General features: G+C 63.1%; 16 protein-coding genes and 1 tRNA gene. 5 read left to right on the forward strand and 12 right to left on the reverse strand.

Annotated elements, in window-relative coordinates; translation table 11 throughout:
- Window position 1 precedes the first annotated feature (1 nt).
- The 6 genes from MLD63_RS07975 to katG all read right to left on the reverse strand — a co-directional run bounded on the left by MLD63_RS07975 (window position 2) and on the right by katG (window position 9479).
- Window positions 2-979, reverse strand: coding sequence for a D-2-hydroxyacid dehydrogenase family protein (locus tag MLD63_RS07975; RefSeq protein ID WP_255329329.1), 978 nt, complete (start codon window positions 977-979; stop codon window positions 2-4).
- Window positions 976-2664: a thiamine pyrophosphate-binding protein gene (locus tag MLD63_RS07980; RefSeq protein WP_255329330.1), complete on the reverse strand. Its 1689-nt coding sequence runs from the start codon at window positions 2662-2664 to the stop codon at window positions 976-978. Before MLD63_RS07980 ends, MLD63_RS07975 begins: the two co-directional genes overlap by 4 nt.
- Window positions 2661-3791 carry a 4-oxalomesaconate tautomerase gene (locus MLD63_RS07985; RefSeq protein ID WP_255329331.1) on the reverse strand — a complete coding sequence of 377 codons (1131 nt, stop codon included), beginning with the start codon at window positions 3789-3791 and terminating at the stop codon, window positions 2661-2663. Before MLD63_RS07985 ends, MLD63_RS07980 begins: the two co-directional genes overlap by 4 nt.
- A 40-nt stretch (window positions 3792-3831) precedes the next feature.
- Window positions 3832-5844, reverse strand: coding sequence for a tripartite tricarboxylate transporter permease (locus MLD63_RS07990; protein WP_255329332.1), 2013 nt, complete (start codon window positions 5842-5844; stop codon window positions 3832-3834).
- 115 nt (window positions 5845-5959) lie between these two features.
- The gene (locus MLD63_RS07995) at window positions 5960-7060 is read right to left on the reverse strand and encodes a tricarboxylate transporter (protein ID WP_369696993.1); all 1101 of its coding nucleotides are present in this window, start codon (window positions 7058-7060) and stop codon (window positions 5960-5962) included.
- Between the two features lie 226 nt (window positions 7061-7286).
- On the reverse strand, window positions 7287-9479 hold the full coding sequence (katG, locus tag MLD63_RS08000; RefSeq protein WP_255329333.1) for a catalase/peroxidase HPI: 2193 nt from the start codon (window positions 9477-9479) through the stop codon (window positions 7287-7289).
- A 92-nt stretch (window positions 9480-9571) separates the two neighbouring features.
- Between katG and MLD63_RS08005 the strand changes: the two genes are divergently transcribed.
- Window positions 9572-10501 carry a hydrogen peroxide-inducible genes activator gene (locus MLD63_RS08005; RefSeq protein WP_255329334.1) on the forward strand — a complete coding sequence of 310 codons (930 nt, stop codon included), beginning with the start codon at window positions 9572-9574 and terminating at the stop codon, window positions 10499-10501.
- A 37-nt stretch (window positions 10502-10538) separates the two neighbouring features.
- Here the strand turns inward: MLD63_RS08005 and MLD63_RS08010 are convergent.
- The 4 genes from MLD63_RS08010 to pdxH form a co-directional block, all read right to left on the reverse strand.
- Window positions 10539-10615: transfer RNA gene (locus tag MLD63_RS08010), tRNA-Pro, on the reverse strand.
- A 41-nt stretch (window positions 10616-10656) separates the two neighbouring features.
- Complete coding sequence (locus MLD63_RS08015) at window positions 10657-11175, reverse strand: DUF192 domain-containing protein (protein WP_255329335.1); 519 nt, start codon at window positions 11173-11175, stop codon at window positions 10657-10659.
- Window positions 11172-11774: a cold-shock protein gene (locus MLD63_RS08020; protein ID WP_255329336.1), complete on the reverse strand. Its 603-nt coding sequence runs from the start codon at window positions 11772-11774 to the stop codon at window positions 11172-11174. Before MLD63_RS08020 ends, MLD63_RS08015 begins: the two co-directional genes overlap by 4 nt.
- 181 nt (window positions 11775-11955) lie before the next feature.
- Window positions 11956-12567 (reverse strand): pyridoxamine 5'-phosphate oxidase, encoded by a 612-nt coding sequence (gene pdxH / locus MLD63_RS08025; RefSeq protein WP_255329337.1) that lies wholly within the window; start codon window positions 12565-12567, stop codon window positions 11956-11958.
- Between the two features lie 116 nt (window positions 12568-12683).
- On the opposite strand from pdxH, the gene fabI reads away from it, so the two are divergent.
- From fabI to MLD63_RS08045, 4 genes are all read left to right on the forward strand, one after another.
- Window positions 12684-13511, forward strand: a complete 828-nt coding sequence (fabI, locus tag MLD63_RS08030) for an enoyl-ACP reductase FabI (protein WP_255329338.1) — start codon at window positions 12684-12686, stop codon at window positions 13509-13511.
- A gap of 9 nt (window positions 13512-13520) precedes the next feature.
- Entirely contained in the window at window positions 13521-14123 is a 603-nt protein-coding gene (locus tag MLD63_RS08035; protein WP_255329339.1) for a LysE family translocator, read from the forward strand.
- A 39-nt stretch (window positions 14124-14162) separates the two neighbouring features.
- A complete protein-coding gene (gene gpt, locus MLD63_RS08040) occupies window positions 14163-14666 on the forward strand; it encodes a xanthine phosphoribosyltransferase (protein WP_255329340.1) in 504 nt (167 codons plus the stop codon).
- 241 nt (window positions 14667-14907) lie between these two features.
- Window positions 14908-15717 (forward strand): PRC-barrel domain-containing protein, encoded by an 810-nt coding sequence (locus MLD63_RS08045; protein WP_255329341.1) that lies wholly within the window; start codon window positions 14908-14910, stop codon window positions 15715-15717.
- An 80-nt stretch (window positions 15718-15797) separates the two neighbouring features.
- Here the strand turns inward: MLD63_RS08045 and trpE are convergent, their stop codons facing one another.
- Window positions 15798-17300, reverse strand: a complete 1503-nt coding sequence (gene trpE, locus MLD63_RS08050) for an anthranilate synthase component I (RefSeq protein ID WP_255329342.1) — start codon at window positions 17298-17300, stop codon at window positions 15798-15800.
- Entirely contained in the window at window positions 17300-19255 is a 1956-nt protein-coding gene (locus MLD63_RS08055) for a peptidylprolyl isomerase (protein WP_255329343.1), read from the reverse strand. Before MLD63_RS08055 ends, trpE begins: the two co-directional genes overlap by 1 nt.
- Window positions 19256-19323: the final 68 nt, after the last annotated feature.

The raw sequence follows: 19323 nt of genomic DNA on the forward strand, positions 1-19323 counted from the left end.
TTCATGACCCTGTCGCGGCCTCGGGATTGACCACATGGATGGGCGTGCCTTCGGCGAAGGCATCGATCTGGTTGTAGATATCGGCGAACTGACGATCCAGCTCATCCTCGGTGACGAAGCCGATATGCGGCGTCGCGATGATGCGGGGATGGATCAGGATCGGGTCATGGGGATCGGTCAGAGGCTCGCGATCGAAGACATCGAGCGCGATCATGCCCGGCCGGCCTGCCTCGGCGGCAGCAAGCGTCGCGCCAGGAGCGATCAACCCTGCCCGCGACGTGTTCACGAAGATCGCGCTTGGCTTCATCGACGTCAGATCGGCTTCGGTGATCAGCCCGCGCGTCTCCGGGACCATTCGGACATGCACGCTGATCACGTCGGATTCGGTAAAGAAAGCCTCGCGCGACGGCGCGACCTCTTCACCCTGATCCGCGGCCCGCGCACGTCCGCCTTCGGAACCCCACCACCAGATCTTCATGCCGAATGCCCGCGCATATGTCGCGACCTGTCGGCCGAGCCGTCCGAACCCGTAAAGCCCGATCCGCCTTCCGTGCAGGCTCTGGCCCGGTGCCAACTGCCATTTGCCCTCCTTCAATGAGGCCATCTGTTGCGGCAATTGCCTCGCGGCGGACAGGATCAGCGCAAAGGTCAGTTCGGCGGCGGCGACGGAAGGGCCGGTCGCGGTCTTGTTGGAACTCAGCGTCACGCCATGCCGCGTACAGGCCTCGACATCAACATGCGGATGCACGCCACGCTGGCTGATCAATCGCAGGTTTGGCAACCGGGCAAGAAGCTCGTCCGTGATCGCGGTGCGTTCGCGAAACAGGACGACCGCCTCGGCCTCGCCCAGCCTGTCGGCGAGGACAGCCGGATCCTCGACATGATCGGTCCAGATCGTCACGTCGTGATCGGCCAGTTTCGCGTAGCTCGGCAAATGCCGCAGCGTGTCGTGCCAATCGTCGAGGATGTGAACCTTCAATGCGCAGCCCCCTTCGGATGCGCCCGTTGCATTACCGGCGAAGCGATGCGATCCGAAATCGGAAAGTCCCAGACAGCGGCAGCGCCACGTCCCTGGGCCGCAAAATCCCGCACCATTGCGGGCAAAGCAGCCAGATCCTTGACCCGCTCCCCGCCGACGCCGAAGCCCCGTGCAATCGCAGCCAGATCGCCGCGCCCGAAGACGGCACCCGCGTCACTCAGCCCGTCCGCGCGCAGCTTGTGGATCTCGGATCCATAGGCGCCATCATTCATGACGCAGATCAGGATGTTCAGCCCATGGCGACGGATCGTCTCCAGCTCCTGAACGTGCATCATCAGGCTGCCGTCGCCGTCGAACAGCACGATCGTCTGGTCGGGACAGGCGGCCGCCACTCCCATCGCGAAGGACGTACCGTTCCCAATCGCGCCGAACTCGCGGATGGTCAGGAACTTCTCCTGCGGACGTTTGGGCATCTGGGCAGCATAATAGGAACAATGCCCCGAGGAATTGACCATCTGCCACTCGTCGGGAAGGGCCGCATCAAGCGCGGCGATCACGTCCCGAGGGTCGTGAAGTCCGGATTCCGGCTCACGCGGGGTGGCGTCAGCCGGCGTTTTCGCGATCTGTCTGGCAGTGGCCTCACTCCGCCATTCCGACGTGCGAGCGGGAATCGCTTCTGCAAGCGCCTCGGCCCCGAGGCGAGCATCGGCCCGGACATGATGATGCGCGGCAATTCGACCCTGGCTGATCGTCAAAGGCGCCGTGTCGATCTGCAGCATATCGGCCTGACCAAACAGCTTGCCGCCATCGGCATTGTGGCGCGCAAGGATCGTGCCAATCGCGATCACCAGATCAGCTTCGCCCAAAAGCGCCCGGCCTGTATCGGTCGAGAAACCGCCAGCAATACCAAGGCTGAAAGGATCATCGTGGAAAAGGCCGCGCGCAGGCAGCGTCGTCGCCAGCAGCGCATCGCATCGTTCGGCCAGCGCACGGCAGGCTGGTCCAGCGCCGGCTTCGACAGCACCCATCCCCGCCATGACGACGATCCGCCGTGCTTTCGCGATGCGTTCGGCGGCCCGTGAAATATCCGCTGTCGCGGGAGGCATCGGCGCGACATCGGGGACCAGCTCGGCCGACGGGGCCGGCAACTCGGCAGAACCCGACCACGGCTGGGTCTGCAGGTCCATGGGCACGCCCAGGACGATCGGGCGGCGCCCGGTGCGTGCGTCCAGAAACGCGTTCCGAACCTCAATCGCCATGCGCGAGGGCGCATGCAGCGCGCGGTATTCCGCACCTGCCGCGCGAATGAAGGGCGCCTGATCGATGGCCTGATTGTACCATCCCGACCCCAAAGGCGCCTCACCCGCAAAGATGACCATCGGCAGGTTCGCACGCACTGCTGCGGGTAGCGCGGTCAGAATCTGCGTCAGCCCCGGTCCACAGGTCACCGTCGCAAGCCCAACGTCGCCGGCCTTGCGCGCATAGGCCATGGCCGCCGCCACCGCGCAATGTTCGTGCCGGACATTGATCATCGGTGTTCCGAGATCCGCCAGAACAGTGGCCCAGGCCATGTTCGCATCGCCAAGCAACGCGAAACACGGCCGATCGCCTTCCTGCCGGACGGCACGGGCGAGGATTTCGTAGGTCTTTTCGGCTGCGGTCACGGTCCCGACGGCGCGGTTCATGCGTCCTGCCCGACCGGCGCGGCCTCCGGCACCACGGTGCCCGTCATTGCAGCTTCTGGCACCATGACCTCACCGCGCGCGATCAGGCGCGCGGTGCGGACCAGACCGGCGGAACGCAGCTGGAAGCCACCTTCGGCAGTCGTCTCGTGATCCACCGTGACCTCGATATCGCCCATCGGATGCTCGATCCGCATCAGCGCCGGCGTCCCCTCGGGCAGATCGCCCAATCCGTCCGCGACCGTGCCGGGCGTCAGCGCGCAGGCGGCGAGGCATTGTGAGCCGGTAACGGCCAGCGACGGATGCGTGTTCCACGGCATGAAGTAGCGAGCCGAGATCGCACCGCCGTTGCGGGGGCGTGCGAGGATGCCGAATTTCGGGGTGACCGACTTGGTGACATCACCCATCCCCATCAAGCGACCGGCCTCGATCCGGATCTTTTCCATCCGGGCGAAGAAGTCACGGTTCGCGTCCAGTTCTGCGGCTGACTCGTATCCGGTCAGACCGAAATCCTCGGCCCGCGCGATGGCCATCGGCATCGCGACATCCATGCAGGTGACGTCGATCCCGTCGATCGTGTCGCGCAGGTTTCCCGTGGGCAGCAGCGCGCCGCAGGACGTACCGACGACATCGAGGAAGTTCAGCCCGACAGGTGCCGCCGTTCCCGGCACACCAGCTATGGCGACGTCGCCATCATAACGGACACGGCCGCCCGGCGTCTCGACGATCGCCTCGACAAGTGCGCCGGTGTTGACGGCGCGAATGCGGACGCGCGTCTGATCGCCGGACACCGGCACTAGGCCCATCTCGATCGCGGCGGGACCGACGCCGACCAGAATATTGCCGCAGGTCGGTTTGTAATCGACCAGCGGCTCGTCCACGGAAACCTGGGCGAAGAAATAGTCCACATCCGCGTCGTCCGACTGGGACCTCGACAGCATCGCCACCTTCGTGGTGACGGCATTGCCGCCGCCGATCCCGTCGATGTTCAGCGGATGACCCGCCCCCACCACCGCGATCAGGATACGCGACAACGCGTCACGGTCCTGAGGCAGATCCTCGCGGCGGAAGTATGGCCCGCGCGACGTGCCGCCGCGCAGGAACAGATAGGGGATCGGTGTCTGGGTCATCGTAACCTCAATCAGCGTCGGGATGCGCGGATGCGCAGGCTCAGGTCAGGGGCCAGGGCAGATCGACCAGCGTCTGCAGATAGCCCGGCGGGAAGTCACGTCCCAGCACGGCACCAAGGCCCATGATGAACGCGATGCCGAGCGCCGAGGCGACGATCGTCCATCCCCAGCCAAACCGGCCCCTGACGCGGAAGAAGGCGATCAGGAAGACGGTCAGCGCCAGGATCAGGCCGACACAGAAGGTCAGGATGACCAAGCCGATGAACCAGGCAAGGGTCGACCACAAGCCGTGCGGTGCCTGCCCTTCTTCACCGGTTTCGAGGTCGATGAAGACATCGTCCGTCGCCGGCTGTCGCGACATGCGCAGCAGCAATAGCAGCGCGCCCGCCAGCGTCACCAGACCGATGGTCAGCGGGAACACCCGGTCCTGCAACCGCGAGACACCCCAGGCGTCAAAGGTCGCGACCGCGAGGTAGAGTGTCGCAACGCCAAGGAAGATCGCGGGCGCCTTCTTGCCAGCGGTCGGTGCGTCGATGTTTTCGCGGATGTTCTTCGATGCCTTGATGCCCACGAAGACCGACACGACGGTCAGGATGATCAGACCGATCGTGATCGGCGACAGCAGGTAGTCCCACCCGGCCTCGGCCGAGCGGCGGAACCGCGCGCCCGCGATCTGGAACGCCTGGTTGACGAAGATCTCGGTCTGCGTCGACAGCACGAAGCCGATCAGGAAGGCCGGCCGCGAGAAGTCGAAGCGCCGCAGCAGGATCCCAAGGATGCCGATCCCCACCAGCGCCGCCAGATCCAACGCCGACTGGCGGGACTGGAAGGCCGCAAAGGCAATGATCATGAACAGGTAAGGCGCGATGATCGTGAAGCGGATCGTCGTCATCTTGGCGATGTATTTCGACAACAGAATGCAAAGACCGGCGCCGATGACGTTGGCCAGGGCCAGCGACCAGACGATTGTGTAGGTGATGTTTAGGTCGTTGCGAACCATCTGCGGTCCGGGCGTCATGTTCAGCAGCGCGAGGCCGCCGAGGAAGATCGCCATCGACCCCGATCCTGGAATGCCGAAGATCAGCGTCGGAACCAGCCCGCCGCCTTCTTTGGCGTTGTTCGAGCTTTCTGGCGCGATCACGCCGCGGATATCGCCCTTGCCGAACTGCGAGCGGTCCTTGGCTGTCTGCACCGCCGAACCGTAGGCCAGCCAGTCGACGACCGAGCCGCCGAGACCGGGAATGACGCCGACCAGCACGCCGATCGTGGCGCAGCGGATCGACAGCCACTTGTGTTCCCACCAGTCGCGAACGCCTTGAACCCAGCCGTCACCCAGCGAACCGCCTTCAGATATCGGACGATCCTGACGCAGGAGCGAGACGATTTCCGGAATGGCGTAGATGCCAAGGCCGACGATGACCAACTGAAAGCCATCGACCAGGTAGGGCATGTCGTAGGTCGACATCCGCAGGCTGCCGCCCGCAGGCGCCGCGCCGATCGTGCCGAACATGATGCCAAGTCCGGCCGCGACCACGCCCTTCAACGGAACGCGTCCGGCAAGGATCGCCACCATAGACAGGCCCAGCAGCGTGATCATCAACATCTCGGGCAGCCCGAACGCCAAGATCAGGGGCCGTGCCGCAAGGATGAAGCAGGTCAGGATGATGGCGCCAAAAAGTCCGCCGAACAGCGATGCCGCGAAGGCAGCCGACAATGCGCGAGCGGCATGGCCCTGTTTCGACAACGGAAAGCCGTCGAGAACCGTCGCCTGACTGGCGGAAGAGCCGGGAATGCCCAGAAGCACGGACGAGAACGTGTCTGATGTCGGGATCACGGCGATCAGCCCGATCATCAGCGCGAGGCCCGCCACGGGATCCATCCCGTAAAGGAACGGCAGAACCAGGGCCAGGCCCGCGATGCCGCCCAGTCCCGGCAGGACGCCGATCGAAAGACCGAGCAGCACGCCGCCGCAAAGATACATCAATTGCTGTGGTCTGAAGATCAGTGAGAATGCTTCGCCCATCTGGGAGAAGGCGTGCAAGATCATGTCCATGATCCACTCCGCGGCTTTGGGTCATCGAAGCCCGGCGCGGTGCTCCCGCGCCGGGTATCATCGGATCAAGACGGATCGGGATACCGGGCCTACGCCCGTCTGCCCCGCACCGTCATCATTCCATCGTAATGCCGTAATCTTCCTGCAGCCAATCCAGAACGTACTGCTTGGCTTCGTCGGAGATCGTGGTGGCCTGACGGGTCGCCTCGATCGCGGCATCGCCGGTCATCTGCGCGTAGACGCCCAGAACCTCGTTCGATGCTTCCGCGAAACCGTCGGCGGCAATGATCTCGTCCAGAGCCTGCGTGTAGGCATCGACCATTTCCTGCGACGCAGAGGAGGGCAGGAAGATCGTCTTCTGGTTGGCGAAACCGGCGACGAAGAACGCCTTGTAGGCATCCCAGGCGACGCCTTCTGTTTCGCAACCCTCGGTCGCCTCGCAAACTTCCTTGAACGTCGGCAGATCGGGGAAGGTCGGATCGCGGACGATGTTACCGGCATCGTCCAATGCACCCCAGCTGAAGATCGGAACGGCAAGTCCGTCATCGACCAGCGGCTGGACGTTCGCCAGATAGGCCGAGCTGGTCTGGTAGTCGATATTGGCCTCGCCACGCTCGAACATCAGGCGACCGTCGCCGCGACCCTCGACGCCGAAGACGGGATCAACGGTCAGTCCCAGCATCCGGAAGGCCAGCAGCGGCACCAGATCAAGCGTCGTCGCGCCCTGGCTGCCGTACAGATACGGCTCATCCTTCAGGTCGTCCATGTCGCCGTCGAAACGCTCGCCCAGTTCTGGCGGCAGATAGACGACACCGCCGGTGGCGGAGGCAAGGACAGGCTTCCATTCCTGATATTCATAGCGGACCCGCGGGTCGCCCAGCAGGTAAGGGAACTTGGTCGAACCGGAATCTCCAAAGATCTGGGTGCCGTCGCCGCGATCCTGCTGACCCTGGAACCAGTTCGCACCTTCGGTCGAACCAGCGCCCGGACGATAGCGGACAACGGTGGTGGGATTGCCCGGCAGAGCGCCCGACAACAGCGGCGCGTAGAAGTTCGCCCACTGGGCCGAGCCGCCCGATTCCGAGAATGGAATTGTGAACTCGACGGTCTTGCCGGACAGATCCTGCGCCATCGCCCCGCCGGTTGCCATTACAAGTGCCAGCGCGCTAGCGGCCAGCTTCGGGGCCGCAATGCGGCCGAGTTGTGTCTTGGTCATGTTACCTCCCAGAAGTGCCGGCCTTCAGCGGCCAGTCGGATGGGCCGATAAGCCGCGCGACCGAAACCGATCCGCAGCGTCACTCTTGGCCCGGGAGGACTCTTACATGACACACCCCAAGAGAAAACTGCTGTAATCTCATCCATGCATGAAAATTATGCATGGCCTCACGATTCTGATGCGTGGGCTGCGGCGCGCGAATAGCGCGCCGCAGCCAGTTACTGCCTCAGCTTCTCAGGTCGAAGCGGTCGGCTTCCATCACCTTGGTCCAGGCTGCGGCAAAGTCATCGACGAACTTCTGGCCCGCGTCGTCCTGGGCGTAAAGCTCGGCATAAGCCCGCAGGATCGAGTTTGAGCCAAAGACCAGATCGACCCGTGTCGCAGTCCACTTCTGTTGCCCGGTTGCACGATCGACGATCTGATAGTGATTGCCACCGGCAGGCACCCAACGGTTCGCCATATCCGTCAGGTTGACGAAGAAATCGGTCGTCAGCGCGCCTTCGCGATCGGTGAAGACCCCATCCTTGCTGCCATCGTGGTTCGCGCCCATCGCGCGCAGGCCGCCAACAAGCACGGTCATCTCGGGTGCGGTCAGACCCATCAATTGGCTGCGGTCCAGAAGCATCTCTTCGGGGGTGACGACATAGTCCTTCTTCAGCCAGTTGCGGAAGCCGTCGGCCAGCGGTTCGAGATACCTGAACGAATCCGCGTCGGTCTGCTCATCCGTGGCATCGCCGCGTCCCGGGTGGAAAGGCAGTTCCAGATCGAAGCCCGCGGCCTTGGCCGCCTGCTCCACCCCCAGATTGCCGGCCATCACGATCGTGTCGGCGATCGAAGCACCGGCCTGATCCGCGAGCGGCTGCAACACCGAGAGGACCCGAGCCAGACGCGCGGGCTCGTTGCCGGCCCAATCCTTCTGCGGTGCCAGCCGGATCCGGGCGCCATTGGCTCCGCCCCGCAGGTCAGAGCCGCGATAAGTCCGCGCACTGTCCCAGGCGGTCGCGACCATGTCCTGCAGCGAAAGCCCCGAACCCGCGATCGCCGCCTTCAGCGCTGCAACGTCGTAGCCCGTCGGTCCTTCGGGGATCGGATCCTGCCAGATCAGATCCTCAGCCGGAACGTCCGGACCGATGTAGCGAACCTTCGGTCCCATATCGCGATGCAGCAGCTTGAACCAAGCCCGCGCAAACGTGTCCCGGAAGTAGGCGGGGTCGGCGCGGAACTTTTCCATATAGCTGCGGTAGATCGGATCGACCTTCATCGCCATGTCGGCATCGGTCATCATCGGCATACGCGGGGTCGTCATGTCCTCGACATCGACCGGCATGTCCGCCTCGGCAATCTCGATCGGCTTCCATTGCTTCGCACCGGCCGGGCTGGTCGTGATCTCCCATTCATGGTCCAGCAACATCTTGAAATAACCGTCATCGAAGACGGTCGGATTGCTGGTCCAGGCACCCTCGGGACCGCCCGTCACTGCGTCGCGGCCGATGCCGCGCTGCTCGCGGTTGATCCAGCCGAAGCCTTGATCGTCCAGCGGTGCAGCCTCGGGCTCCTCACCCAGCAATGCCTTGTCGCCGTTTCCGTGGCACTTGCCGACGGTGTGACCGCCTGCGGTCAGCGCCGCGGTCTCTTCGTCGTCCATCCCCATGCGCTCGAAGGTCTCGCGCACCTGATCAGCCGTCTTCTGCGGATCTGGGACGCCATTCACGCCTTCAGGGTTGACGTAGATCAGACCCATCTGCACCGCCGACAGCGGGTTTTCCATCGTCTCGGGTTGATCGACGTCACCGTAGCGCTGATCGGACGGCGCCAGCCATTCACGCTCTGCGCCCCAGTAGACGTCGGTTTCGGGATGCCAGATGTCCTCACGTCCGAAGCCGAAGCCGAATGTCTTCAAACCCATCGAATCGTAGGCCACGTTGCCGGCAAGCACGATCAGGTCGGCCCAGGACAGCTTGTTGCCGTATTTCTTCTTGATCGGCCACAAAAGCCGCCGGGCCTTGTCCAGGTTGGCGTTGTCCGGCCAGGAGTTCAGCGGGGCGAACCGCTGGTTGCCGTGCGCACCACCCCCGCGCCCATCGCCCGCGCGATACGAACCGGCAGCGTGCCAAGACAGACGGATCATCAGGCCGCCGTAATGCCCCCAGTCAGCCGGCCACCACGGCTGGCTGTCGGTCATCAGCGCGTGGACGTCGGCCTTGACCGCTTCGAAATCGAGGCTGCGCACTTCGGTGCGATAGTCGAAACCTTTCGACATCGGGTCGGTCCGCGTGTCGTGTTGGGCCAGAATGTCGAGCTTCAGCGTCTTGGGCCACCAGCGCGACACCGAATCGCCGGTCTCGGTCAGAGCCCCGTGCATAACGGGGCATTTTCCTGCGCTGCCGGGCTGGCCACCCACATGGGTCAGATCGTCCATCGCAATTCTCCTTTGTTAATTTGGCAGCGATGTATCACGCGGCCTGCATAAGTTAAATTGTGATGTTCTTATCGAGGCGATAAGTATTCCCGATGATTGGCGTGACATTGAAGCATCTTCGCTATTTCGCAGCACTTGCAAGGCGCGAACATTTTGGGGACGCCGCATCGGATTGCGGCATCTCGCAGCCCGCCCTCTCGCAGCAGATGCGAGAGTTCGAGGCACAATTGGGCGCATCCCTGATCGAGCGTGGCGGGCGCCGGATCAGGCTGACGCCCTTGGGGCGCGAGATCGCAGCGCGCGCTCAGGCCATCCTGCAGGCAGTCGACGATCTGCGCGATCTGGCGCGGGGAAGCACCGGTCCGATGGGTGGCCGCCTGCGACTTGGAATCATTCCGACAGTCGCGCCCTATCTGCTTCCGGCGATCATGAAGGAAGCAGTGACGCAGCTCCCGGACCTGTCGCTTCAACCGCTCGAGGCGCGCACGAGTCGCCTGATCGCGGAACTTGGCGACGGCAGGTTGGATGCAGCCATCGTTGCATTGCCGATCTCTGAGCCCGGCCTGCATGAGGAACGGCTGTTTGCCGAAGAATTTATGCTTGTCCGCCACCGCACTGACGCATCCGAGCCGGCCCCCTCCTCCGAGCGTCTGCGCACGATGCGGCTGTTGCTGCTGGAAGAGGGTCACTGCTTCCGCGATCAAGCGCTTGCGTTCTGCGATCTGAGCGGCCCCGAGGCTACGCGCGAGCTGATGGAAGGCTCGTCCTTGACGACGCTGGTGCAGATGGTCGGTGCGGGGTTGGGCGTCACCCTGATTCCGCAGATGGCCGTCGCCCAAGAAGCGAGAACGGCCGATGTCAGTGTTGCGGCGCTGCCACACCCCCGCCCATCAAGGACGTTGGGTCTGATCTGGCGGCGGACGACGCCGATGGCCGAACCGCTGCGGAAATTCGCGAAAGTGCTTCTTGATGCACATGCCCGCGCATCGATGGGTGCCAACTTGCGTACGAACACAGATTAGAGGGCAGATGCTGAGACGCCGAGGGCGGATGCCTCTGTGGTCGGGGCGAGAGGATTCGAACCTCCGACCTACGGTACCCAAAACCGTCGCGCTACCAGGCTGCGCTACGCCCCGAACGCGTGCCTTCTAGCCTAGTCGCGCGACGCCGGAAAGCCCTAGCCGCACGGAAACGCGGCACGATCCTGATCGAGCGCGGGATGCGCCATCGCCTGCCCTTCGGCCAGCCCAAGGCGCGCCGCTTCGCCGCCCCCGATTTCCAGCACCATCAGACGGTCTGGATCGGGATCACCAGCCTCGTTGCCCGGAATCGGTGTCTCGTCTTGCGGGATGGCGTTTTCATGGATATAGCGGATCACGCCTTCCGCATCCATGAAGACCATGTCGAGCGGGATCAGGGTGTTTCGCATCCAGAAGGCAACAGGCTGTGGCGTCTGGTAGACGAACAGCATGCCGGTTTTTTCAGGAAGCCGAGCACGATTCATCAGGCCTTGCGCACGCTCTGCGACATCGTCAGCGACCTCAATCTCGAACGATAGCGGACCGGCCGGGGTCATGAAGATCGCCCTGTCAGCCGCGCAAACCTGTGTCGCAGCATGAGCGCCGCCGACCGACAAGGCGAATGCCGTCAGCGCAAGGCACAGCGTCTTACGACGCACGGACAGGAATGGGTTCATTCAGCGATGACGGCGATCAGCGAGGTTTCGCGAAATTCGTCACCACCTTCGGTCGATAACCTGAGCGATTCCGCACCCTGCGCAGCCGTATCCCACGCACCGATCTGCGCAGCCATCAGGCCGCGCGGACCCTCGACAACGCGAACAGCGATCGCCTCGCCAGGGGCGAGGTCAGCGAGCCCCGAATGACGCAGAACTTCAATGTGCAGGAACAGATCGTCGCCATGACCGAAGACGTTGGCGAAACCGAAACCCTTGTGCTTGTCGAACCACTTCACCCGCGCCGGACGCAGCGGCAGCGACGAAAGATGCTCGAACAGCGACTGGTCAAGATCCGCAAGCGGCGGCTGACCGTGGCTGTCCGGGGGCAGGATTTCCAACACCTCGACGGCCTGCAGGCCACGCTCGGTCGGAACGACACGAACCTTGACGCGCGCATGGTCAGCAACCGAGCCCTGCCCAAAATTCCGCAAGACGTTCGCATGCAGCAGGATGTCGGGCCCACCTTCGCTGTTGATGACGAAGCCATAGCCCTTTGCCGGATCAAACCACTTGATCAGACCACTTGCGATTCGACTGTTTTCTATGTCGTCCGACATGCAGTAACGCGCTCCTAACGCCTGGGAAGGACGCGCGCGCGCCAGCTTCCGTCCCACCACAACACTACCGGGGTTACAAGGCCTACCTCAGCCGACAACCCGAGATTGTAAATCTACAAAAAAATGGATCGCCGGTACTCGTAAATCTCACCGTTCAAGATGGTTGTACGGCAATTGATCGTCAAGGAAATAATCTGCTTTTGTTCCATTTGTCTTCAGAAAGGACCCATTGGAAGCGATCATGCAGCCGAAATTCGCCGTCGGCCCAAAATTCAATCGTATGCGGCCTAATTCGATAACCGCCCCAGAATGGCGGACGGGCTGGATCCGTGCCCAATTCCTTCTCTCGGCGGGCAACCTCTGCCATGAGCGTCTCGCGACTGTCCAGAGGTCGGCTTTGTCGCGACGACCACGCGCCGATCCGGCTCTGCAAGGCACGGCTGCGAAAGTAGGAATCGGCGATCGGCCCGTCCTCGCGCGTGACCGATCCCCGGACGCGGATCTGACGACGCAGGGACTTCCAGTGAATGACGAACGCGGCCTTTCCGGCTGCATCGATCTGACCCGCCTTTGCGCTTTCATAATTGGTGTAGAACACGAACGAGCCGTCACTGCCCTGCCCCTCGATGTCCTTGAGCAACACCATCCGCGCATCCGGCATTCCGTCGGCATCGACCGTCGCAAGCGCCATCGCGCTAGGATCATTAAGCTCGGTCCTTTCTGCCTCGGCCATCCAGCGCCGCACGATCGCAAATGGATCGTTGCCTGCAAAGATGTCACTCGTCTCGTTCATCTCGTTCGTCCTGTGGTTGCGACACGCTGCGCCCTGCACGGCGCTTGATGCGGCCAAACTCTTGCCATAAGCACACTATACACGTCGAATTCTGTTGGAAATGCGAGGCGCGTCCCATGTCCGTTGAAAACAAGGCCGGCCTGATGGCTGGCAAACGCGGCCTGATCATGGGGCTGGCCAACGACAAGTCGATTGCCTGGGGCATTGCGCAGGCGCTTGCGCGTCACGGCGCCGAGTTGGCCTTCAGCTATCAGGGTGAGGCGCTCAAGAAGCGGGTCGATCCGCTGGCAGCTCAGGTCGGGTCGAACATGGTGCTGCCCTGCGATGTGGGCGACGGCACGTCGATCGATGCGCTCTTCGACCAGCTGCGCGACGCGTGGGGCAGCCTTGATTTCGTGGTCCATGCGATCGGTTTCTCGGACAAGGACCAATTGCGCGGCCGCTATGTCGACACGACCCGCGACAATTTCCAGAAGACGATGGATATCTCGGTCTATTCGTTTACCGCCGTCGCCCGTCGCGCGGCGGCGATCATGCCGAATGGCGGCAGTTTGCTGACACTGACCTATTACGGCGCCGAACGGGTGATGCCGCATTACAACGTCATGGGTGTCGCAAAGGCGGCGCTCGAGGCCAGCGTTCGCTATATGGCCGAGGATCTTGGCAAGGACGGCATCCGCGTGAACGCGATCAGCGCCGGCCCGATCAGGACGCTCGCCGCGAGCGGCATCGGTGATTTCCGCTATATCATGAAGTGGAATGAGCTGAATTCGCCGCTGCGACGCAACGTCACCCAGGATGATGTCGGTAATTCGGCCCTGTATCTGCTGTCGGACCTTGGCGCCGGTGTGACGGGCGAGACGCATCATGTCGACGCGGGTTACCACGTCGTCGGGATGAAGGCGGTCGATGCGCCGGACATCGCGACGGTCAAGAAGGACTGATTCTCCGACATGTCCGCCGAGCAGGCCTTGGCCTTGGTCGCGGCGCTTTCGCTGGCGATTCTGTCGCCCGGTCCCGCGATCGTCGCCGCAATTCAAACCGCTTTCGCACAGGGACGCGACCGCGCCCTGCCCTATGCACTCGGGCTTGCAACCGGCGCTTCGCTCTGGTGCCTGGTTGCACTGCTGGGACTAGCCGTGATCTTCCAGCTTCACCCCGGCCTTTATACTGGGATGAAGATCTTTGGCGGCCTCTATCTGCTCTGGTTCAGCTTCAACCTGTGGCGCGCCTCGGCAAAACCTGTGCCCAATGCGGCAAGCGGGGTTCAGCGAAGCTTCTGGGGCGGCATCGCCCTGAATCTTTCGAACCCGAAGCCCGCGCTGTTTTACGCCGGCCTGATCCTGTCGCTGTTTCCAGAACGTCTTTCGGCGGGCCTGCAGGCGGGGATCTACGCGCTGTGCCTCGGAACGGAGTTATTCTGGTACACGACGGTGACGGTTCTGATGTCGACAGCGGTTATGCGGGCGCGCTATTTCTCTGCCAAGCTCTGGATCGACAGGACGGCAGCCCTGGCGCTTGCGCTGCTGGGCGTGCTGCTGATCTTCGACCAATGATGACATGACGGCAAATGCCGAAAACGAACGGGGGACCCGATGATCGACAACCGCCTGCCGCATGAGAAGGGCTTTCACGTCAGTTGGGACCAACTGCATCGCGATGCGCGCGCGCTGGCCTGGCGGCTGGACGGAACCGACTGGCGCGCCGTCGTGGCAGTCACGCGCGGCGGCCTCGTCCCCGCGATGATCGTGGCGCGCGAACTGGACATCCGGACGATCGACACGATCTCGATCCGCTCCTACAAGGGGGTCGGAACAGAGGCCGGACAAGGCCAGCTGGAAGTCCTCAAGCGGCCCGACGATCAGCTGATGGGCGATGGCGAGGGCATTCTCGTCGTCGATGACCTGGTCGATTCCGGGCGCACGCTCGAACTGATCCGCGAGATGTATCCCAAGGCGCATTTCGCCACGGTCTATGCCAAACCCAAGGGCAAACCGATGGTGCAAAGCTGGATTACGGAGGTCAGTCAGGACACCTGGATCTTCTTTCCATGGGACATGGCGCTGCAGTACGTTCAGCCCTATCGTGGCGAGGATTAAGCCCGTAACAGGCTGGACAAACGCCCCCGTTGCGAGAGCCATCGCCGTTGATCGCCAGGCGGCAGAAAAGCGACCTGGCGCTTTTATGACGCTACGTCAGCGCGTTAGACCTGCCCACCTATAATTTCGCAATTTTCGATCCGGCGCGGAACCTGCGAGCCGCGAAGTTCATTGTCTCTCCGAAGCGGCTGGCCAACCTGAAGAACCCGGCTGGCGCTATTCCAATAGAGGAAGGATCGACATGCGTAAGCTTCTTTTGACGACCGCGTTTGTGCTGCCCGTGGCTCTCGGCCCGGTCTACGCTCAGGACGCGACCACCGAAGAGCCCGCCGCCGACGCGACAATGGAACCCGCAGCCGACGCGACCACGACCGAGATGCCGGCCGAGGGTGAAGCCATGGAAGGCGACGCCGCGATGGAGCCGGCGGCCGACGCCACGATGGAACCTGCCGCGGACGGCGCGATGGAGACCGACGCCGCAGCGACCGATGGCGATGCCGACGAGGCCGCTATGGAAGCCGAAATGGCCAACAGCGACATGGTCGAGCAAGAGCAGGCCATGAACGAGCTTCGCCTCGACTGGATCACCGGCAGCTCGGTGACCTCACCTGACGGTGACGCAATCGGCGACATCAACGACATCATTCTTGACGGCGAATCCGGCCAGATCAAAGCCGCCGTTATCGGCGTCGGTGGTTTCCTTGGTATCGGCGAAAAGCAGATCGCACTGCCGTGGGACCAGATGACCATCAACTACGACGCTCAGGAAATCACGTCCGAGTTGACTCAGGAAGAAGCTGAAGCGGCGCCGGAGTATGTCTTCCGCGAGCGTGAAAGCGCGCCGGCCGCAGACGGCACGATGGCGACGGACCCGGCAGCCGATCCAGCAATGGCTCCGGCTGATCCGGCGGCAGATCCCGCGATGGCTCCTGCTGACCCCGCTGCCTCGGACGCGACGATGGCCGATCCGGCGATGGAAACGGACGCGCCGGCTGATGGCGCTGCGATGCCCGCAGAAGGTGAAGCTACCGAAGCCCCGGCCAGCAACTGATAACCTGACCTACGCTCTACGATTGATGACGGCGGTCCGGTTGGGCCGCCGTTTTCGTCTGCAAAGATCCTAATAATTCTCTAGCCGTTACCGCGGACAAAGCGTGCAGCGCCTTCTGCCGCGCGCTGCAGCGCGCGACTTTTGTTCACCGTTTCCTGATACTCAGCCTCGGGGTCGCTGTCGTAGACGACGCCGCCGCCTGCCTGGATGTAGAGGGCACCATCCTTCAGGACACCCGTGCGCAACGCGATGCACATATCCATTTCGCCGTTGGCTGCGAAATAGCCTACCCCACCACCGTAGACGCCACGCTTTTCGGGCTCCAGCTCGTCGATGATCTCCATCGCGCGAACCTTGGGCGCGCCTGAAACCGTACCTGCGGGCAGACCCGCCAGCAACGCAGCCAGCGCATCCTGATCATCACGCAGTTCACCCACCACGTTCGACACGATGTGCATCACGTGGCTGTAGCGCTCGATGATGAACTCTTCAGTGGGTCTGACGGTCCCGGTCTTGGCGACACGTCCGACATCGTTGCGCCCCAGATCGAGCAGCATAAGATGCTCTGCCCGCTCTTTCTGGTCACCCAGCAGGTCGGCTTCCAAAGCCTTGTCCTCTGCCTCGTTCGCGCCGCGCGGGCGGGTTCCGGCGATCGGCCTGATCGTGACCTCGCCATCGCGCAGTCGCACAAGTATCTCGGGACTGGCGCCGACGATCTGGAAACCGCCGAGGTTCAGGAAGAACATGAACGGTGACGGGTTCGTCCGGCGCAATGACCGGTAAAGGGCGAAAGGTGGAAGCGGAAACTCCATTCGCCAGCGCTGCGACGGCACGACCTGGAAAATGTCGCCGGCGCGAATGTATTCCTTCGCCTTCTCGACTGCCGTCAGATAATCCGTTTTCGCGAAATTTGAGACCGGCTCGCCAATCGTCGCGTCTTCGCCCAATGCGCGTGGCTCGGTCGGTTGACGGTCGAGGCTGCGCAGCGCCTCCATCACGCGCTCTGCAGCGCGCGCATAGGCGCCGCGCGCCGGCATACCGGGCTCGAACCAGGCGGGCGCACAGAGCGTGACCTCGCCCTTCACCCCGTCAAGCACGGCGACGACCGACGGCCGCAGCATCATCGCGTCGGGCACATCCAGCGGGTCCGGGTTGACGTCAGGCAGGCGCTCGACCAGCCGGATCATGTCATAGCCCAGATAGCCGAACAGGCCCGCCGCGACGGCAGGCACTTCTTCCGGCATGTCGATGCGGCTTTCGGCGATCAGCGCGCGCAGGCTGTCCAGCGCGGGGCGCGGATCGGCCTCGAACTCGTCGGAATATCGGGCATGGCGATTGATGCGGGCCTTGCCGTCTCGGCAATCCCAGATCAGGTCGGGCTTCATCCCGACGATGGAATAGCGTCCACGCACCTCGCCGCCCGTGACGCTTTCCAGCATAAACGAATTGGGCGCCGCCTCGGCCAGCTTCAGCATCAGGCTGACTGGAGTGTCCAGGTCAGCAGCCAGCCTTATGGTGACCAGCTGATTCCGACCCTTGGCCCAGCCGCGTTCGAATTCGTCGAAGGCCGGAGACAGATCCATCACTGCACTTGCGCGTTGACGGAATTTATCACGTTCTGGTTCAGGCGGATGCCGGCCCGCGTCTGCGCCGCGCGGGTGTAGTAGTCGAAGATGTCCGATTGCAGGGATTGCTGCTGTTGATTGCGCACCGCATCAAGCACCTCGGTCGCCTGCTCCGATCCCAGATCAGCGTCATTGATCGCATCAAGCGTGACCAGGAAAACCCTGTCCGTCGCATCGACGACCGCGGTCTCACCCACTTCATCCAGAGCAAACGCGGCGGTCAGCAGATCGGGCGTCGCTTCTTCGATCCAGCCATCGCGAGAAAGGTTCTGAACTTCGTTGAAGGCAGGCGAAGTTGCCTCGTTGTCCTCTGCCGCCGCTGAATCGCTGGTCTCCGTGTTGTCAGCGTTTGCGGGAGCTTCGGGTGCAGGTGCCGGCTGTTGTGGCTCCGCACCTGCGGCGACCGTTTCGGCATCAAGCTGCAGCTTTTCCTGCTCGGCTGCTTCCATCAACAACCGATGGACTTCATTGGCGCGCCAATCGGCTTCGACCTCGGTGCGAACCTCTTCCAATGGCTTAGGCGTCGGTGGGACGATTTCATTCAGCCTCAGCGCGAAGATCCCGCCATCATCCAGCTGATAAAGCTGCGCAAAATCATCCTCGCTCACCGCAGCGGCCTGCTCTCGGAAGGTCTCGTAACCCAGGATGCTTCCGCCCTCGCCGCGCGTCTCTGGCGTCCAGTCGACCTCGCCCAGTTCCATCGGGGTTTCTTCTGCGACGTCTTCAAGCGATGCGCCCGATGCCAACAGATCCTCGAATTCGGACGAGCGGTCGTCAATGACCCGAACCGCACGCGCCGCCGCGACTTCGGACCGCAATTCTTCCTGCGCATCCTCGAAGCTCACGTCGACCGGGTCGAGGATCGCGTTCATCGAAAACAGCGCAGGGCCAAGATCGGTGTCTATCGGGCCAACGACACCAGGACCTTCCAGCGCAAACACCGCTTCACCCGCGGCGCCCAGATCCGCCTCGGTCACTTCACCCAGATCGACATCGTCCAGCGTCAGGCCACGCTCCATCACGATTGCCTCGAACGGCGCGTCACCGGATTCGATGCGCGCCTTCGCAGCCTCGGCGTCCTCGGCCGACGGGAAGACCAGTCGACCGACCATCCGCCGCTCGGGCTGCTGAAACTCTGACCGGCGCGCTTCATAGGCTTCGCGCAGGGCCGCCTCGTCCAACTCGACCTCGCCTGCCAGCATGTCGGGCGTCAGCCAGACATAGGTGATCTTGCGTATCTCGGGCGCGGTGAAACGCTCGATATTGGCCTGGTGCCAAGCGGCCAGCGTCTCGTCGCTTGGCGGTTCGATCTCGGTCGTCAGTTCATCCTCGGTGACCTCGCGCCAGCGGATGTCCCGCGTCTCCAGCAGCCAGCCGGCCGCCTGGTTCACGACTGGATCGGGAACGTTGACGCCTCCTGTGACGGCGCGCTGCAGGATCAGGCGTGCTTCATCCATGCGAACGTCGTGCTCGAACTCGCCCTCCGAAAGTCCTTCGCGGCGCAGCAGGCTCGCATAGGCATTGCGGTCGAACTGTCCGGTCGGGCCCTGAAACGCCGGCGCCCCCGAGATCGTGCTGGCCACCTGTGCATCGCCGACAGAGATACCCAGGCGGTTCGCCTCTTCCTCCAGCGTCGCAACGGTGAAAAGCCGCGCCTGGACCTGCTGCATCAGTCCGGCCGCGCGCGCCTGTTCCATCGTGATCTGCTGACCTGCCTGCTGCGAGGCGGCTGCAAGATCGCTGCGAAGCCCGCGCGCGTAATCGTCGGCCGTGATCTCGGTATCGCCGACGGAACCAACCGCCGCAGACCCGCCAGCGAAGTTCGTCACGCCGAAACCGCCAAGCCCCAGGATCAGAAGACCCAGAAGAATCCAGACGATCGCGGATTTGCCGTGTGTGCGCAGGTTTTTCATCGGGGTCTCTGTCGTCACTTCTGTTGGGGTCGTCTTAGGGCCCGGGACCGCAGGCCACAAGGGTCGCG

This window comes from Paracoccus albicereus, from assembly GCF_024359525.1.
In the GTDB taxonomy this organism is placed as follows: Bacteria; Pseudomonadota; Alphaproteobacteria; order Rhodobacterales; family Rhodobacteraceae; genus Paracoccus; species Paracoccus albicereus.